The following is an 18,074-nucleotide window of genomic DNA, read 5'->3' as shown; positions in this document are numbered from 1 at the left end:
GAGTCAAACTGAAGGCGGTAACAACCGCATTTGCAAAAAATTTCACTACGTATTCTTGTCAAATTATTGAGGCTGTAGTAGATAAGCACTATGCTAGACCACAGTTGATCTTTTAGGGATGCAGCCAAATACAGCCGCACTTTTCTATCATAAAGTAAGACTCGTTATCGAGTATTAACTTAGCACTTGAAGCAAATGACGTCTTTGAAGGTAAAGTCAAATTAAACGAAATCTACTCTACTGGTGTACGTAAAGGCAAAAGAGGTCGAGGTGCCGGTGGTAAGACGGCTGTGTTTGGAATCTTAAAGCGGAATGGCAAAGTCTATATCATCATTGTGACATTTAACAAAGCCCAACCCTCAAACCAATCCTTTATACAAAAAGAAAAGTGCCACTGCCGTTAATAACACCGCAAAACATTGCTTTAACAATTGTGGCGATAAGGCATGTGCCACTTTTGCGCCTAACTTAGCAGTAAAAAAACTCATGCTGGCAATGCCTAAAAACGCATAAATATGGACAAAGCCAATCGCATTTGGCACATCTAAATGATGCTGCATCCCAAAAAACATAAACCCTAATGCGCCAGCAATGGCAATTGGCAAACCACAAGCGGCGGATGTGCCAACGGCTTTTTGCATGACCACATTATAACGCGTCAAATAAGGCACGGTTAAGCTGCCACCGCCAATACCAAAAATAGCAGAAGCAATTCCGATACCTGCCCCGGCGACAACTTGCATAGGGGTTGAAGGCAGTACAATATTGGTGTTATTCATCTTGGCTTTAGCATTCGCGGTCGCTTGCCTTTTACCACTGGTAAACATTCTATAAGCCACCCATAACAAAAACAGCCCCACGATGACTTGCAGATGAATACCAGATAGCAAACCGGCAATCCCAGCTCCTGCAAAGCTGCCTATCGCAAGGCCCGGTGCTAGGTTTTTGAAGACTGGCCACATAACAGCGCCTTTTTTATTGTGCGCCATCAATGAGCTGATTGAGGTAACAATAATTGTCGCCAGTGAGGTGCCTAACGCCAGATGCATAATAGCATCAGTACTAAATCCCATTTGAGTAAATACGATAAATAGCAAAGGTACGATTATTGTGCCACCACCTACACCAAATAGCCCTGCTGCAAAGCCTGCAAGCGCACCGATTAGTAAAAAAATGAGTATTTCCACAGGATATCGTCTTCTTAAATTGAATGAGTTAAAAGATAGTTGAGAGTTCAGTTAAATGTCGGGTTAGATAATTGGTTAACTAAGTAGAGTCTGTTTGATTTTTCAAACAAACTCTAGGCTATCGACTGAGTGTTAATTTACTCACTGATTCAAGCCGTTACTTCTTGATCCGTCTGTTGCCCTACTTTATTGCTGGCTTTATTGCCTACATTGTGTCCGTCTTTGTGCCCAACCGTATGATAGCGACGATCAAAATAAACCAAGCTTTCTTCCTGATTGCTTTGATTGATGGCGACAACACGACACATAAACACACTGTGGGTGCCCACTTCCTGAACCTGCTCTATTTTACAATCAAAACTGACCAATGCATCCTCTAAAATGGGCGCACCCGTCACTAATGTCGTCCATGAACCCTGCTTAAAGCGCTCATCTGAATCTAGTTTAGAGGCAAACACATTGGATATAGGCTCATGCTGGGCGCTAAGCACATTAACGCTCAGAACCTTATTATCAATAAAATGAGCATGCGATCGAGACGTGGTATTCATGCAAACCAACAAGGTTGGCGGCGTGTCTGTAACGCTACACACGGCTGAGGCGGTAAATCCATGCACGCCTGAAGCCCCTGCTGTGGTGACGACATTGACCGCAGTCGGTAACAATGACATGGCGTCTCTAAAATGGGTTGCTTCAATCATCGCATATATCCTAATTTTTGTCTAAAAGCTACTTGGCAGTTAATTCATCACGAACGATTTTGGCACCAACACTTAATGCTTCTAGCTTGCCACGAGCCACTTGGCGTGACAAAGGGGTCATACCACAGTTGGTTGACGGATATAACTTATCGGCGTCAACAAACTGTAGAGCTTTACGTAGCGTACTCGCAACCTCTTCAGGGGTCTCGATAGTATTGGTTGACACATCGATAGCGCCGACCATTACCTTCTTACCACGTATCAATTCGATCAAATCCATCGGCACTTTTGAGTTATGACATTCAAGCGACACGATATCGATGCTCGACTGTTGCAGCTTAGGAAACGCTTGCTCGTATTGACGCCACTCTGAACCTAGTGTTTTTTTCCAGTCATTATTGGCCTTGATACCATAACCGTAGCAAATATGCACTGCTGTCTCACACTTTAGCCCTTCAATCGCACGCTCTAAAGTAGCAATACCCCACTCGTTGACATCATCGAAGAATACATTGAAGGCAGGCTCATCAAATTGGATAATATCAACGCCAGCCGCCTCTAAGTCTTTGGCTTCTTGATTAAGAATTTTGGCAAATTCCCAAGCCAGTTTTTCACGGCTTTTATAATGATCATCATATAAAGTGTCTATCATGGTCATTGGACCCGGAAGCGCCCATTTAATCGGCTGGTCAGTTTGCTGACGTAAAAACTTGGCATCCTCAACGAATACAGGTTTAGTGCGACTCACCGCACCAACTACAGTCGGAACACTTGCCTCATAACGGTTACGAATTTTGACCGTTTCACGATTCTCAAAGTCAACACCATCAAGATGTTCAATAAAGGTGGTCACAAAATGCTGACGAGTCTGCTCACCATCGCTGACAATATCAATGCCCGCTTTAACTTGTTCTTGAAGTGAAATACGGAGCGCATCTTGCTTGGCTTCAATCAGCTCATCACCTTCTATCTTCCAAGGTGACCAAAGCTTTTCGGGTTCTGCAAGCCATGAAGGCTTCGGTAAACTGCCTGCAGTTGAGGTAGGTAATAATAGGTTAGTCATGTTGGTTTATTCTCTTTATTTAGCGTTACTTTTTAAATAGCGTCACTGTCAATTTATTTCTTAACGTTGCAGGTTAGAGCGGTTTAGCCCTGATTGCCGTGGATATCCTTGATAGTGGACGGGATTGCGAACGCTCGACTAGAGGGGGTCGCTCGAATGTTGGAACCACTCTAGTCTTAGCGCTCGCTCCCGTCCGCAGTCAAGATAGGAACAAAAAGCAGGATTAGCTATGATGTAATTGAATTAGTAAATATTGAATGAGCTAACTAGGCAATTTGTGGTTCAACAGATTGATCTGCAACTGTTTTTTCCTGATTCTCTTTATCAAATGGCTTAGGGATATCAAAGCTTGTTGCCCACTTATCAAGAATGTCTTTATAAGGCTTAATAAACGTCTCCTCTGTCAACTTACCCTGCTTCACGGCAAGCTGGCTACGCTCTTCACGATCATAGTCAATTTGAGTGTGAGAATAATCTTGATAGGTCAAGCTGGGTTGAAACACTTGAGCAGCACTCGAGTTGGCATTATAAATCTCTGGGCGATAGATCTTTTGGAAAGTCTCCATCGTCGCAATCGCACTAATGAGCTCAATATCAGTGTAGTCACTAAGTAAGTCACCGGCAAAGTAAAACGCCAAAGGTGCCACACTACCCTCAGGCATAAAGTAGCGAACCGTTAGGCCCATTTTGTGGAAGTAGTCATCCGTTAATGAATATTCATCTTGTCGGTACTCAACGCCCAATACTGGATGCTGGTTTGTCGTCCGGTGATAGGTCTTGCTGGTCGATACGCTAAGACATATCACCGGTTGTTTATTAAAGTGGGCTTTGTAAGTCTCTGAATTCACTAAATCCTGAAACAGCTTACCATGTAACTCACCAAAACTTTGTGGCGGCGGTGTGCTTGGATTTTTATCAAAATGATCAAGTAGTACTACACTAAAGTCATAATCGCGCACATAGGACGAGAAGCTATTGCCAATCATACCGTCAATACGGGTATTGTATTTATGGTCAATAACAGTTGTTTTTAGCATTTCAATAATAGGAAAATTAATACCATTACCCTCGACATCCATATCGACTGAGACGATATCGACTTCAACGGTATAACGGTCTGCTGCGGGATTATCCCAATGTGCCAGCGCGTTAAAACGGTTGTTTATCATCGTCAGGGTCTTACGCAAGTTGTCTTGACGCTGCTCGCCACGCGCTAAATTGGCAAAGTTGGTGGTCAGACGCGTGCTAGTGGCAGGCTGATAATTCTCATCAAAGTGAATGGTCTTGATTGAATAGCTAAACGTGTTACTCATGGTGATTTGCACCCTTAATTAAATGATTTAAAACCAAATTTATTTTAGGTGCTTATTAAACCATGAACGCAAACATGAATAAAATGATATAACTTTAATTTGAGATGAATTTAATTCATGTAAAGTAATTTATAGGTTGAAAATAGTTTTAATAGTAGAAAGCTTTCTATCATAATAATCTATAACCATTTGAAATAATTGAGTTTTTAAGCATTAAACGTTAATAGACAAGATTAGATTAATGAGAATATGGCGGATGAGATGAAATTGTGGATATAGATGCTGGCATAAAATTACTTGTCTCGTTTTCGGTTGTGATTTGGGAGTCTTTGTTTAAGGTACCTTACGGACAAACAGCCCGTTATGCTGAACTGGTAATTCTATTAAAGTAAATAGGCAAATACTCCATTAAAGCTAATGAATGGTGAACGAACAATACAGCCAAGCTCAAGGGTAAAGTGGGTTCTATTAACATTGGTATGCCGGAAGCTATAGCATTGGTAGAAGGGTGCTCTTAAATGGTTACCGATCCGTTGAATACGTTCATATAGCAACTCCTTATTTATTAATGAATATTAATACCCAGCCCCGATCATAACTTGATCGGGGTTTTTTGTGGTTATTCGATTTGAATTTAGTATTAGTTGCTGAGGTGTGATTATAGTAAGGAGTTAAGACTTATTGGAAAATGGTTTAAATTCCACACATTTATTATCTAAGAATTGTAGGATAAAAGTTATTACAAAAACATATTTATACCTAAGTAAACATTAACGCTATCCCAATTAACAAAAGTCCATGACATGATTATTATAATTTGATTCACTTATTTTTTCATATTTTATGTATAAACAATGACTAAATATGACAGCTGTTATAAGAGGTCAAAACTTGAACTAGGCCTTTGTCTTAATTCATATATAGATAGATGACTGCTGATTTATAAGTGTCGTGAAATTAGAAAAAAAGGAAAAAGTGTGACCTCAAGGACAACGCCCAGCTTAAATATAGCTGCTAGGTATATCCAACCACAGAGTTTCGCCAATTACTTATCCAATCAGCATAAGTATTGTTTGTTTTTGGATATTGACGGCACACTTGCCGATTTTACGATTAACCCAAAAGATAGTGTCATTCCACCGTCAACTTTAGCCTTATTGCAAATCATACACGATTATGGTGTTCAAATCGCTATGGTAACTGGACGCAGTCTTGCTGAAGCAAAACATATGGTCTCTCCATTAGAGTTACCGATTGCTGCTACTCATGGATTAGAAATATCATTTGGTGCTGGCGATGCAAACCCTATTTCAATAGATACCTCAGAGCTAACTACCATTAAACAAACCATTACCCAATTGAGTCAACCCTACACAGACTTAACTGTTGAAAACAAACCATACTCCTGTGCCCTACATTACCGTCAAAATCCTACGTTAGCCGAAATGGCTTACAGCATAATGTCTGAGACGGTTGAAAATTATGCAGACTGGACATTAAAACAAGGTAAATATGTTTGGGAAGTTGTGCCTAAAGGCGTCAACAAAGGCACTGCCATTTTGACATTACTTAACTATATTCAACAGGAATTGAGTCAAAGTGATACGCTTTGTCCAATCTTTATTGGTGACGATATTACCGATGAAGCGGGATTCATTGTCGTTCAAGGCGAACGAGCTTTAAATAAGGAACAAGCTTTAGATAAAACTTGCATGGATGATAAAGCGGGCTTGGATAAAAATAGCCCGTTTAAAAACCCTCAACCATTAAAAGGAATGGGAATTAAAGTAGGCAGTGAGCCAACACATGCTGATTATTATGTACATGACATTAATGAAGTGGTTGCCTTACTTAAGTCGTTTTTATCTTTCTGCCAAGAGCACTACCCACCATTGTCCGATTTAACGGACACAATACCCCTCACTACACCCCCTACCGCCTTAGACAAAAAAACAGCGAAAAAGGTTATATGAGTCGACTAATTGTATTATCTAATCGCGTAAAAATGCCCGATAATAACCCGATGGCGGGGGGACTTGCGGTGGCTTTACAGGATGTATTAATCGCTAATTCCGGCATTTGGATGGGGTGGAATGGCGATATTTTAGATCATAATATTTTAGATCATAATATTGTAGACACCTTTATAAATATCCCAACTTGCACTAATAATGACCATGGTAGTCATTTCAATGCCAGTGTTACTAACAATGCATGGGAAAATATTAATGAATTTACCAGTCGTGAAGACACCTCTTTTGCAAACGTAGACTTCAAAGTGTCTGGTTCAAAAATCAATTATATGACGACTGCTTTAACCTCCAGTCAATATCAGCAATATTATTGCGGGTTTGCCAACAGTGTTCTGTGGCCAATGTTACATGAGCAAACTGATTTAATCAGCCAAGCGCCTGAGGACTATACGGGATATCAAACGGTTAATCGTCTTTTTGCAAGACAACTTAAAAAAGTTATCAGACCTGATGATGTGATATGGATACATGACTATCACTTTTTAAGTGTGGCCTATTACTGTCGACAACTCGGTATGAACAATCGTATCGGATTTTTTTTGCACATTCCATTTGCCCCGCTTGCATTTTGGCATCTGCTTGATAAAAGCCCAGAATTGATAAGACATCTTGCCCATTATGATATCCTTGGTACTCAAACTCAGAAAGATAAGGCCAACTGTCTAACTGTTATCCAGCATTATCTCAAAAGTTGTTTATTAGACAGCAGTCTACATAAGGACAACTTTGCAAATAATATCTTAATCGCAGATAACACATTAAAAGACTTACCAAATACTAAACACACAAAAAGACTCGCTAACTCTAACGGGGCAACCGCTGTAACATTAATGCTGAATCTAGACCTAGGTGCCCCACACTACCTGTCAGTTGATGCCTATCCAATTGGTGTTAATGTCGAAAAAATCCAGCAGCAAGTTGCTAATTTGTCCATGCAGCCTTCACTAGGTGAACAGAGTAAAAAAACCTTAAATCCTGTCACACAACAAATAATTGCGGTTGACCGGATCGATTATTCAAAAGGACTGCTAGAGAGATTTGCGGCGTATCGCAAATTTTTACAGCACTATCCCATGTTTCAAAATCAGCTAGAATTCCTACAAATTGCTTGCCCTAGTCGCTTAGACCTGCCCGTTTATCAACGTCTTCGTGAGAGTGTCAGACTTACCGTTAATGACGTAAATCAGCATTTTTTACCTAGTGATATTAAAACGGATATCTTAGAAACGGATATCTTAGAAATTGAAAATCCTAAGGTTAAGGATTTTAAAGCTAACACTGATAATTGGCAGGCTATTACGTATAGCGAATGTGTGTTAAATCATGAGACTTTAATGAAAGCATTTTGGCATAGCGATATCGGTTGGGTAAATTCACTTAAAGATGGTATGAATTTAGTCGCTAAAGAATATATTGCCGCACAAAATCCTAATAATCCTGGGGTGTTGGTACTGTCACGTTATGCAGGGGCAAGCGAACAAATGCAAGCTGCTGTCATTATAGATCCCTATCAACCTAAAAGCATTATAGAGGGTTTGTATACGGCATTAAACATGCCATTAGCAGAGCGAAAAAGCCGCTATCATACTTTATTGAACGGGTTACAACAGAATGACTTACACCATTGGCATCAAGATTTTTTAGATGATTTATATGCTAGATAATTTGTATGACAGATAATTTATATGACAGAAGAGGTGTCAAACAAATCTCTAGAAGTGTAAGTCTAATTTTCTGAATAATAAAGGCTCAACGACAAGAATAATCTGGCAGAAACAGTTGGACAAGAATAATTAGGAAACCGTATGTTGCCGTTATATAGTAAACAAATTTTATTACAAGATATCAAAGATTCACTAAAAGATGTGATACCTGAGAATGTGCAAGACTTGGGCTCTTATCCAATGACGGATAAGATGCGTCATCATATTTTAGACACCCTAATTTCTTATGCCGATAAAATCCCTCACCCTGCCAGTGGTAACGCAGGTAATAATAAAAATTTAGCAACGTTCATTCGTTGGCAAATTCTGGCTTACGTTGCGGGCATCGATTTAACCATCGCCAAGTGGTTTGAATCACACTTGGATGCCCTCAGTATCTTGCACGAAATTGGCTGTGATACACCGGATCAAGGACTATGGGCGGTTTGGGCAGCGGAGGGTTATCCTTTGGACTATCAACAGGGCATAGTCAATGGTAAAAAAGCGTGGTGTTCGGGAGCAAATATTGTTGATTATGGGCTAATGACATATCGTGATGAGCAAGGGCATTCACAACTGGTTATCGTGGATATGCAACAAGATGGTATTGAGATTGACAATACCAAATGGCAGGCGGTAGGTATGCAAGCCACTTATACTGCCACTATAAAGTTCACTCAAGTTACAGCAACTAAGGTTGGTGCGGCAAATGCTTATCTTGACCGTGTGGGATTTTGGCATGGAGCCGCAGGAGTGGCGGCTTGCTGGTACGGTGCTACTACTCGCTTAGCAGAGTATCTTATGAAAGCTTATGAGCAAAAACCAAATGATTATAAAGCCATGTATTTAGGCGAAATAAGTACGGCATTGGCAGTGACTCAACCGTTTTTTCATCATGTTGCTACCTTAATAGATAGCCAACCCAATCTAAGCCATGAACTTGCCATTCGCCAATTAAGGGCAAACGTTGAACAACTGGCTCGACAAGTTTTAGACACTGTCGGGCAGGCATTAGGCGCAGCACCCTTTTGTCACAATGCCCATTTCGCTAGACTATCAGCAGATTTACCCGTGTTTATTCGTCAAAGTCATGGAGCATTTGATTTACAAAAAATTGGCGAACTTTCTTGTGATCTAGCCAGCCAATTAAAGGATAATCAGGAAAATATATGGCAACTATAATCTCTAACGCAGATGTGGATGTGGATGTGGAAAACGAGAGTACAAATAGTAATGGCCAAGATTCAACACTTATTGATCCTGTTCAAACGCCTGAACTAAACCATAACCATCCGATAGTGGGCAATAGAATTATAGAAGGCGATGGTACCAGTCAGGACGCTTGGGAACATTGGCAAGGATTGCATGACTTACCTCGATTAGATAGTGCAATAAACTTTCCAGAACAGCAGCGTGTTTGCGTGTTTGCACCCCATCCTGATGATGAGATCTTGGGCTGTGGGGGGTTACTCCAACAGTTGGCGAAAAATGGCAACCCTATTGTACTTATTCATGTGACCAATGGTACGCAAAGTCACCCTGATTCAAAAATTTATCCACCAGAAAGACTTGATATTATCCGCCCGCAAGAGAGTCTTGAAGCTTTAGAAGTATTAGGTGTGAAACATCAAGTGATAACGGTTGCCTTAAATTTAACAGATGGTAAGGTCTTTGAACAACAAGCTGAGTTTAATAAAAAAATAGCAGAATTTATTAAGCCTGATGATATTTTAGTGACCCCCTTTATTCACGACGGTCATCCTGATCATGAGGCAACAGGACAGGTAGTCGCTGCCTACGCTAAACAGCAGCATTTAGCTTGCTATCAAGTTTTGATTTGGGCGTGGCATTGGGCAAAGCCTGACGATAATCGTATCCCTTGGCACAATGCCGTCAGAGTTGATTTAACTGCGGAACAATTACAACGTAAAACCCAAGCAATTAATTGCTTTGAAAGCCAAATTACCGTTGATGAGAGTACGGGTAATCCGCCTATCTTATCTGCAACTACTATCGCTAGAATTAGCCAGCCTTGGGAAGTCTATTTATATGAATCAAACACCTAAGTGTAATAAGTCTAATGATTCTCTTGAGTCGCCTACCTCTCCACATACACTAAATATTACCGATAATACAGAGGGTTCTAAAAGTAACTGGGAGGACTGTACTGATTACGAACAAACAGATAATCAATCTGTTAGTCAAACTAACCAGCAATCTACGACTTATTCAGAAACGTATTTTGATGCATTATATAACGACAATGCTGACCCTTGGCAGTATCAGACACGGTGGTATGAAAAACGCAAACGTGATATTTGCTTAGCCGTATTGCCTCAAACTCAATACGCCAATGCCATTGAGTTAGGTTGTGGTAATGGCGTGTTTAGTGAATTACTTGCCCAACGTTGTCAGGCTTTGTTAAGTTTAGATGGTAATAAACATGCAGTGCAACTCGCCAAACAACGCTTAACAAAGTTGCCCCATGTTAAGGTAGTACAGGGGGTTATTCCTAACATTTTATTCAGCTTAGAAGCGTTTCTTTTAAAGCCTATTTCAGACTCTTCACTCGCCAGTACCCCACCCTTTAATTTAATTGTGATTAGTGAAATTTTATACTATTTACCGCCAAAACAAATTGATAGGGTTATCGCTTGGATCGAGCAACATCTAGCCAAGGGTGGCACCTTGCTGTGTTGTCATTGGCGATATAATATTAAGGGTTTTGAGATGAATGGCAACACAGTCCATAAACGCTTACAGCAGGCGTTCAATTCGAATAACGATAAGTCGAACGTCGATAAGCAAGTCAAGCAAAATGAAGCAGAGGCTCATTCTTTAGACCAGCCCCGCACTAAAACCAACCCCGTGAATTTTACCCATCAGACTCAAATAATCGAACGCGATTTTTTATTAGACGTTTGGCTCAACACTAAGCGTTCAGTTGCTATGCAAGAGAACTTAGTATGACTTGTTATAACTATTTAGACTTATACGAAAAGTATGACTGTTATTAAATTATGAGCCACTTATGGATAAGTTTGAAAGCGCTAAGCCAGTCTCTATAAAACCCAATATAAAAATTGGTATTGTCATCCCTGCGCACAATGAGGAGCAGACCATCAGCGATTGCTTAGCATCGGTGCAGACCGCCATTGAGCAATTACCCACGACTATTGAGGCCTACCCGCTTATAGTACTTGATAGCTGTACCGATGACACCATGGCCTTAGTCAAGAGCGCCGGTGTTGATTATATCTGCTGTGAATATCGCAATCTGGGGCAAGTACGAGACTTAGGCATTCGCCATGCTATCTTAAAAGGTGCCTCATGGCTGGCCTGCACAGATGCCGACTCCGTAGTGCTTTCAGACTGGTTAATGCAACAAATTAACCATATTACTCGCCATAATGCTGATATGATTTGCGGCGTAGTCAGTATAGATAACTGGGCGCATTTATCTGTTCAAACGAAGAAAGACTACATTGCTCATTACCAAGACTCTATGGGTCATCGCCATATCCACGGGGCGAATCTGAGCTTCTGCAGTGAGGCCTATCTGGCAGTTGGCGGCTTTGCACCCCTACCTTGTCATGAGGATGTGGATTTGGTTAAAAGGTTTGAGGCTTACGGCTATAATATTATTTGGAGCAATCAAGTCCGCGTTATTACTAGCAGTCGATTGCAAGCTCGAGCAACAGAGGGCTTTGCTAATTTTTTAGTCAATTTAGAGAAAAATAATTTAAAGTAGAGTGTTTTGAATAGGCCAGATACTTTACGTAGTATAGTTCTATACTTTAAAGCTTATAATGCGCACTAATGTCTAAAAAGAAATCTCAAGTACCCACTAATCAATCTTTCGATAATGCTATAAAAAGAAACGTTACTATTATTTTAGGTGGTGAATCTTCCGAGCAAGCTGTATCTATCAATTCAGAGTGCTCTTTATTAAATCACAGTGATAAAAATAAGTTTAAGTCACCATTATGAGATACCATTTTTAAGATATAAGACTGGTTGTTATCTTTGTCATTCTAATAATATAATTTTGAGCTCACTTTGCAGCGTACAGCAATTGGTGTTTTGCTATAAAACACCTTATCTTCGCCAACTACACAGATATCTGTGAGCGTACCCCCGTTATCAATATTTACGAGCATTATCGTTTCATTCCCTTGATGATTGTCGTTATATTTGGTTGATTAAATCCGTATTCCCAACCAGTTGCATCCCTTAATAGCAAAGATATATAAATATCTAAGCTGTCAATATTTAACTCAATAAATACTGATATATAAATTAAAGACCATTCGAATATAACAAGATTTACGGGATAGTGAACTACACCCAAGGGTAATAATGACGAATAAAACGGGTAGTCATTTGGGTAGTTTGGATAAATAATACCCAACTAGATAGATGGTTGCTATGGGATAGACTTATGCCGTAAAACTTGGTTGTCATAAATTAAGTCTTATATGATCCATATCGACATTACCTTGACATCAACCCTTAACCTTCTAATATTAAAGCTAATATTAAAGGATTATTACCTTTAGATTCATCGGTATATATAATAAAGATTTAGCTAAACGTATGGATTATTTTAATGGATTAAGGAATGAGGGTTATTCCCATAGTACGGTTTTTATTGCAAACCAGCCTAGTCAGATATAGTGGTAGTTATTGCTTATCATTCATGCTTATCATTATCACTCATCATTTAGTATCCTACCTCTTATATAATCTTTAATTAGCATTTTTCTACCATAAAACCGTCATCTAGTAGTGCTACTATTTAAAAAGTAAACCCTATTTGCCACTTTATATATTAATCCAATTATCCACTCATACATGGTATACCTGACTCTATCCTAATAGATGTGATAAACCCCTTTTATAAATAATTACAAGGATCAACCAATGACTGAACATAGTAATAATGAAGCGATAAAACAAGACCTAACGGGTAAAGTTGCTTTAGTGACAGGCGCAGCTAGCGGGATTGGTAATAACATTGCCACGACTTATGCTAAAGCGGGCGCCACTGTCGGTATTGCAGATATAAACTTAGATGCCGCACAAAAAGCGGTGGACGCTATTGAGAGTTTCGGCGGAAAGGCTCTGGCAATTGAAATGGATGTAACCAGTGAAAAAGCAGTAAATGAGGGCGTTCAAAAATTAGTTGATGAGTTTGGCGGTGTAGATATCCTAGTATCTAATGCTGGTATTCAGATTATTAACCGAATTGATGAAATGCCATTTGATAGCTGGAAAAAAATGCTGGCTATTCATTTAGATGGTGCTTTCTTAACGACCAAAGCTTGTCTACAGCATATGTACAAGAATAATAAAGGAGGTACTGTTATTTATATGGGATCAGTTCATTCCCATGAAGCTTCTCTGTTTAAAGCGCCCTATGTAACTGCCAAACACGGTTTACTTGGCCTATGCCGTGTCGTCGCTAAAGAAGGGGCTGATCATAATGTTCGATCACATGTGATCTGTCCAGGATTTGTAAAAACACCCTTAGTAGAAAAGCAAATTCCAGAACAAGCCGCTGAAAAGAATATTACAGAGGAGCAAGTGGTAAATGACATTATGCTAAAAAACACAGTCGATAAAGAGTTTACTACGGTAGATGATATTGCTCAGCTTGCCCTATTTTTAGCGGCATTCCCGACAAATGTTTTTACTGGTCAATCTATTGTCGCCAGTCATGGTTGGTTCATGAACTAATTATCAGATCTGACCTTAGTCTGTTTAAAACGAATGGCTTAGAGATAAACTATTGAATTTTAAATTCTTTTTAGATAAAGAGACTAGACCTGTTAAAAACCTTAATTTTTGACATACCTCATTAGTTAACAAAATTTATACAAAAGTCGCTATGCGTTTGTAAACTTTTGTTCGTACTGTCATATTCAAATGATATAATATACGTGTAAAGCGATTTTTTATTTTATAGGGTAATCAAGTTTAAAGTAAGGTTTTAATCCATAGCCTATAGCTAACTTATTTAAAGAAAGTGATTTTAAAAAGAGTCATATTGTTCATTAAAGTTTAAACGTTGCCTAAATTAACCCTGACATTTTCAACGTCACTGACTGATGATAATTGGCAAATATACACCTTCTATAAATCATTTACACTTAGTTACCCTTCTATTCATATGTATGTTCTTAAATAGAGGTCTCTATGTCAGATACAGGGTCACAAATAAACTCTAATGCTGTAGATAAGAAGGTTGCCATGGTCACAGGTGCGTTAGGTGGTATTGGCACTGCTATTTGCGAAAAACTAATCGCCAGAAATTATTTTATTATCGCTACTTTAAGCAAGGATGATCCAGAGCGTATAAAAAAATGGTGTGATGACAATGGTTTTGATCCAAAAAATTTCGAATTTTTGCCTGTCGATTTAAGTGAGCACGAAAAGGCTATTTCAGCCATTCAACAAACGATTGATAAGTACGAGAGTGTATATGCTCTCATAAATGGAGCCGGTATTACCCGTGATAGTAGCTTCAAAAAGATGACTTTTGAGCAGTGGAAGCAAGTCATTGATACTAATTTGACGTCTTTATATACGGTTATACATCCTGTTTTCTTAAAAATGTTAAAACAAAAAACAGGGCGGATCGTTAATATCAGTTCGATAAATGGCCTCAGAGGTCAGTATGGTCAAACAAACTATTCAGCCGCCAAGGCAGGAATTATCGGATTCACTAAAGCTCTTGCATATGAAGGGGCTACCTCATCCATTACTGCAAATGTTGTTGCTCCTGGCTACACAGTGACGCCCATGGTAGAAAGTGTACCTGAACATATCATGGATAAAATTAAAGAAACTATTCCAATGAATCGGCTGGCTAGTGCTAAAGAAATTGCTGCCGCATGTATGTATTTAATCAGTGAAGATGCCATATTTGTCACTGGAGAAACCATATCAGTCAATGGTGGTCAATATATGTCTTAAATTTTAATGGTCTTATAACAATTCTTGTGTTCGTCTAGTGTACGTTTAAATTAACAAATGGAGAAATAAGATGTCATTTTCTAATCAGCAAGACTATATCAATCAATTAAACGAAAATACTCAAAAAATGTTTGAACCTTGGGCTAAGTTAAATAAAACTTTTTTGAAAAATGCTGAAATGATGACTGAGTTCTCATTAAACACCATTAAGTCCTATTCGGAAATGGGTTTAGAGAATATGCGTAAGCTAGCAGAAATGGATTCTCCTGAAGCTGCTAAAGACTTTGGTAGCAAACAAGCTGAAATGCTAAATTCAGTTAGCCAGCAAATTTTATCTGATGCTCAACGTTTGACAGAGCTTGGCAATAGCATGCAAGATGAAGTTATGCAGCTAATGAGTGAAGCTTATGGTCAGACCAATGAGCAAATGCAACAGAACATGCAAAAAACTGCTGATCAAGCAACTAAAACAGCTCAAGAGTTCGCTCAAAATATGAATAAAATGGCAGAACAAGTTACTGAGCAAGCAACAAGTGCCGTTAAAACAGCCACTAAAGCTGCATCAGATACAGCAAAAAAAGCAACGACTACAGCAACAAGTGGTACTGCCAATAAATCAACAACGACTGGCACAACCGCTAGAACTGCTGCAAAAAAAGCATAACTTAAATTTAAGCGAGTAAGCGTACTTAGCTTTAAATATATAGCAGGCGTTTAAGTTATCTAAAACGGTGGGTTAGCGAAAGTTTTCCCATCGTTTTTTTATGACATTTATAGTGTTAGGTAAACTGTATAATTCATGGGTGAGAAAATGACCAATAAACAATCTAGCAATCAATCGAACGACCAACAAAATCAATCTAACCAATCATTTAACCACTCAGAGAAACAGAAACCGTATACCAATACTACTGATCCGTTTAATATCAACGGCTTTAGTCAATACTACCTCAACCAATTAAATCACCTTGGCGAACTGAGTCAGTCATTTTTTAGCGAGTCCAATAAAAAAATAGACCCTATCGAAACAAATATGAAAATTTGGCAGGATTCTATCGATTACTTTAGCAACTTCATGATGCCTAATAGAGCGAATAAGTCTGAATCTAATGAAGCATCAGGTAATCAAGAAGAACCTTCAGATCAAAAGTCAGAACAAACTTTAAATAGTGCAGAAAGTGATATTGTAGAGAGCACGCTAAATGAAATTAACGAGTTAGCACAGCGCTTCTTAAATGAGTCCATTAAACGTATGACTCAAAGAAGTACCACAAGTCAGTCATTAGTATTTGACATCATGGATGGATGGCATCAGTTCACAACCGTTGCACTCGAAAATAGCCCTATATCCATTTTAGAGCAACAAACAGAACTCTGGCAGAAACAACTGCAATTGTCTCAGAATATGGTTCAAAAGATTTTAGGCACTCAAACTCCGCCTGTCATAACACCAGCAAAAGGGGATAAACGGTTTAAAGATGAAGACTGGACAAACATTCCAGTTTTTGACTACTTGAAACAAAGCTACCTTTTAACCGTTGATTCAATGCTTGATACCATAGATAAAGTAGATGGTATCGATGATAAAACCCGTCAACGTTTGTCATTTTTTACCCGTCAATGGCTCAATGCAATTGCACCCAGTAACTTTTTATGGAGCAACCCTGAAGTTCTACGCCTGACTAAAGAAACGGGTGGTAAAAATTTAATAAATGGATTAAAACAACTGGCAGAAGACTTTGAAAAAAGTGCGGAGATGTTGAATATCCGTATGACAGATAAAAGCGCTTTTTCACTTGGCGAAAATATCGCAACTACTGATGGCAAAGTGGTTTTTCGTAATCGTATGTTTGAGTTGATTCAATACACGCCAACTACCGATAAAGTAAGAAAACGTCCTTTAGTTATTGTTCCACCATGGATCAATAAATTTTATATTATGGATTTGAAAGAAAAGAATTCTTATATCAAATGGGCATTAAATGAGGGTCATACTGTCTTTATTATTTCATGGGTTAACCCTAATAAATCATATAAAAATGTCGGCATGGAGACCTACATGCATGAGGGCTTGCTGACTGCATTAAACAAAGTAACTGAAATTACTGGTGAGCCCGATGCAAATGTTATTGGTTATTGTATTGGTGGCATCTTACTTTCATTGACTTTAGCTTGGTTAAGTGAAAATAATCAATCAGATCGTATTGCCAGTGCGACTTTTTGGACAACGTTGTTTGACTATAGCGACCCAGGCGATTTAGGGGTGTTTATAGATGAGCGTATTGTTGCAGCTATTGAACAAGAAGGTAAAGATAAAGGGGTATTTGATGGTAGATTAATGGGTGTCGCCTTTAGCTTGTTACGTGAAAACAGCCTGTATTGGAACTATTACATACAAAACTACTTAAAAGGAGAACGCCCTACTCCATTTGACCTCTTATATTGGAATTCTGACGCCACTAACGTTACCGCTGCCCTTCATAGTTTTATTTTACGAGAACTATACATTGGTAATAAAATGATTCGAAAGAGTGAACTTGAATTTGACAATATTAAAGTAGATTTATCTAAAGTAAAAACGCCTATTTATATTGTTGCTACTTTACAAGACCACATTGTCAAATGGAAAGGGAGCTATGCAGCTACTCAAGCATTTGGTGGCGATGTAACCTTTGTGTTAGGTGAGTCAGGTCATGTTGCAGGTATTATCAATCCTCCTACTGGCAAATATGGCTTTTATACTTATGATAATAATGTCGAAGATCCAGATGAGTGGTTTGACCATGCAGACAAACAAGATAGAAGTTGGTGGTTACATTGGGGAGAATGGATTAACAAATATTCTAAAGATAAAGTTGAGAGTAGAAAACCTGGCATAGATTATCAAGGTAATTTATGGAAAGTATTGGGTGATGCTCCCGGCGAATACGTCCGCATTAAAGCGGAAGACACTGTAAATACCGCCAATGATTAGAATAATACTTGTTAACGAATTAATTGGTGTCGTAATAGTTAAATTAAGTATGTAATTAAATAATACATACAATAATTGTTACTTAAAAAAACTGTCATTTGTTATCAGTATCATATTACCAA

Annotated in this window: 14 protein-coding genes and 1 pseudogene; 11 read left to right on the top strand and 4 right to left on the bottom strand. The window is 38.8% G+C overall.

All coding sequences use genetic code 11. From position 1 onward, the window contains the following. Positions 1-97: 97 nt before the first annotated feature. Positions 98-353 (top strand): annotated as a pseudogene (locus tag AC2SLL_RS08190) (IS1595 family transposase); the annotation flags it as partial. 6 nt (positions 354-359) lie between these two features. Here the strand turns inward: AC2SLL_RS08190 and AC2SLL_RS08185 are convergent. From AC2SLL_RS08185 to AC2SLL_RS08170, 4 genes are all read right to left on the bottom strand, one after another. Continuing rightward, a complete protein-coding gene (locus AC2SLL_RS08185; protein ID WP_486531197.1) occupies positions 360-1,187 on the bottom strand; it encodes a sulfite exporter TauE/SafE family protein in 828 nt (275 codons plus the stop codon). A gap of 149 nt (positions 1,188-1,336) precedes the next feature. Further along, positions 1,337-1,888 carry a flavin reductase gene (locus AC2SLL_RS08180; RefSeq protein WP_486531196.1) on the bottom strand — a complete coding sequence of 184 codons (552 nt, stop codon included), beginning with the start codon at positions 1,886-1,888 and terminating at the stop codon, positions 1,337-1,339. A 28-nt stretch (positions 1,889-1,916) separates the two neighbouring features. Continuing rightward, complete coding sequence (locus tag AC2SLL_RS08175) at positions 1,917-2,951, bottom strand: methionine synthase (protein ID WP_486531195.1); 1,035 nt, start codon at positions 2,949-2,951, stop codon at positions 1,917-1,919. A 266-nt stretch (positions 2,952-3,217) separates the two neighbouring features. Then, entirely contained in the window at positions 3,218-4,264 is a 1,047-nt protein-coding gene (locus tag AC2SLL_RS08170; RefSeq protein WP_486531194.1) for a DUF1852 domain-containing protein, read from the bottom strand. A gap of 977 nt (positions 4,265-5,241) precedes the next feature. Here AC2SLL_RS08170 and otsB point away from each other — a divergent pair. The 10 genes from otsB to phaC all read left to right on the top strand — a co-directional run bounded on the left by otsB (position 5,242) and on the right by phaC (position 17,952). Beyond that, the gene (otsB, locus tag AC2SLL_RS08165; protein WP_486531193.1) at positions 5,242-6,237 is read left to right on the top strand and encodes a trehalose-phosphatase; all 996 of its coding nucleotides are present in this window, start codon (positions 5,242-5,244) and stop codon (positions 6,235-6,237) included. After that, complete coding sequence (locus AC2SLL_RS08160; RefSeq protein ID WP_486531192.1) at positions 6,234-7,961, top strand: alpha,alpha-trehalose-phosphate synthase (UDP-forming); 1,728 nt, start codon at positions 6,234-6,236, stop codon at positions 7,959-7,961. Before otsB ends, AC2SLL_RS08160 begins: the two co-directional genes overlap by 4 nt. Before the next feature lie 240 nt (positions 7,962-8,201). Then, on the top strand, positions 8,202-9,182 hold the full coding sequence (locus AC2SLL_RS08155) for an acyl-CoA dehydrogenase family protein (protein WP_486531248.1): 981 nt from the start codon (positions 8,202-8,204) through the stop codon (positions 9,180-9,182). After that, positions 9,170-10,066: a PIG-L deacetylase family protein gene (locus AC2SLL_RS08150; RefSeq protein ID WP_486531191.1), complete on the top strand. Its 897-nt coding sequence runs from the start codon at positions 9,170-9,172 to the stop codon at positions 10,064-10,066. The genes AC2SLL_RS08155 and AC2SLL_RS08150 overlap by 13 nt, the downstream gene beginning before the upstream one ends. Beyond that, entirely contained in the window at positions 10,050-10,970 is a 921-nt protein-coding gene (locus AC2SLL_RS08145) for an SAM-dependent methyltransferase (protein WP_486531190.1), read from the top strand. The genes AC2SLL_RS08150 and AC2SLL_RS08145 overlap by 17 nt, the downstream gene beginning before the upstream one ends. Positions 10,971-11,076: 106 nt before the next feature. After that, positions 11,077-11,751, top strand: coding sequence for a glycosyltransferase family 2 protein (locus AC2SLL_RS08140; protein ID WP_486531247.1), 675 nt, complete (start codon positions 11,077-11,079; stop codon positions 11,749-11,751). 1,172 nt (positions 11,752-12,923) lie between these two features. Continuing rightward, positions 12,924-13,739: a 3-hydroxybutyrate dehydrogenase gene (locus tag AC2SLL_RS08135; protein WP_486531189.1), complete on the top strand. Its 816-nt coding sequence runs from the start codon at positions 12,924-12,926 to the stop codon at positions 13,737-13,739. Between the two features lie 459 nt (positions 13,740-14,198). Then, positions 14,199-14,978, top strand: a complete 780-nt coding sequence (phbB, locus tag AC2SLL_RS08130; protein WP_486531188.1) for an acetoacetyl-CoA reductase — start codon at positions 14,199-14,201, stop codon at positions 14,976-14,978. Positions 14,979-15,048: 70 nt separating this feature from the next. Next, complete coding sequence (locus tag AC2SLL_RS08125) at positions 15,049-15,642, top strand: phasin family protein (protein ID WP_486531187.1); 594 nt, start codon at positions 15,049-15,051, stop codon at positions 15,640-15,642. 147 nt (positions 15,643-15,789) lie between these two features. Further along, on the top strand, positions 15,790-17,952 hold the full coding sequence (phaC, locus tag AC2SLL_RS08120) for a class I poly(R)-hydroxyalkanoic acid synthase (protein ID WP_486531186.1): 2,163 nt from the start codon (positions 15,790-15,792) through the stop codon (positions 17,950-17,952). Positions 17,953-18,074: the final 122 nt, after the last annotated feature.

Source organism: Psychrobacter sp. CX97 (assembly GCF_057396285.1).
The sequence above is the reverse complement of the archived record's forward strand: the minus strand, read 5'-3'. Positions and strand labels throughout refer to the sequence as shown.

What these genes read in the sequence shown, in the direction of transcription:
- AC2SLL_RS08180 (WP_486531196.1), bottom strand. Translation starts at nt 1,888, where the DNA reads ATGATTGAAGCAACCCATTTTAGAGACGCCATGTCATTGTTACCGACT.
- AC2SLL_RS08175 (WP_486531195.1), bottom strand. Translation starts at nt 2,951, where the DNA reads ATGACTAACCTATTATTACCTACCTCAACTGCAGGCAGTTTACCGAAG.
- AC2SLL_RS08170 (WP_486531194.1), bottom strand. Translation starts at nt 4,264, where the DNA reads ATGAGTAACACGTTTAGCTATTCAATCAAGACCATTCACTTTGATGAG.
- AC2SLL_RS08160 (WP_486531192.1), top strand. Translation starts at nt 6,234, where the DNA reads ATGAGTCGACTAATTGTATTATCTAATCGCGTAAAAATGCCCGATAAT.
- AC2SLL_RS08155 (WP_486531248.1), top strand. Translation starts at nt 8,202, where the DNA reads ATGACGGATAAGATGCGTCATCATATTTTAGACACCCTAATTTCTTAT.
- AC2SLL_RS08150 (WP_486531191.1), top strand. Translation starts at nt 9,170, where the DNA reads ATGGCAACTATAATCTCTAACGCAGATGTGGATGTGGATGTGGAAAAC.
- AC2SLL_RS08145 (WP_486531190.1), top strand. Translation starts at nt 10,050, where the DNA reads ATGAATCAAACACCTAAGTGTAATAAGTCTAATGATTCTCTTGAGTCG.
- AC2SLL_RS08135 (WP_486531189.1), top strand. Translation starts at nt 12,924, where the DNA reads ATGACTGAACATAGTAATAATGAAGCGATAAAACAAGACCTAACGGGT.
- phbB (WP_486531188.1), top strand. Translation starts at nt 14,199, where the DNA reads ATGTCAGATACAGGGTCACAAATAAACTCTAATGCTGTAGATAAGAAG.
- AC2SLL_RS08125 (WP_486531187.1), top strand. Translation starts at nt 15,049, where the DNA reads ATGTCATTTTCTAATCAGCAAGACTATATCAATCAATTAAACGAAAAT.
- phaC (WP_486531186.1), top strand. Translation starts at nt 15,790, where the DNA reads ATGACCAATAAACAATCTAGCAATCAATCGAACGACCAACAAAATCAA.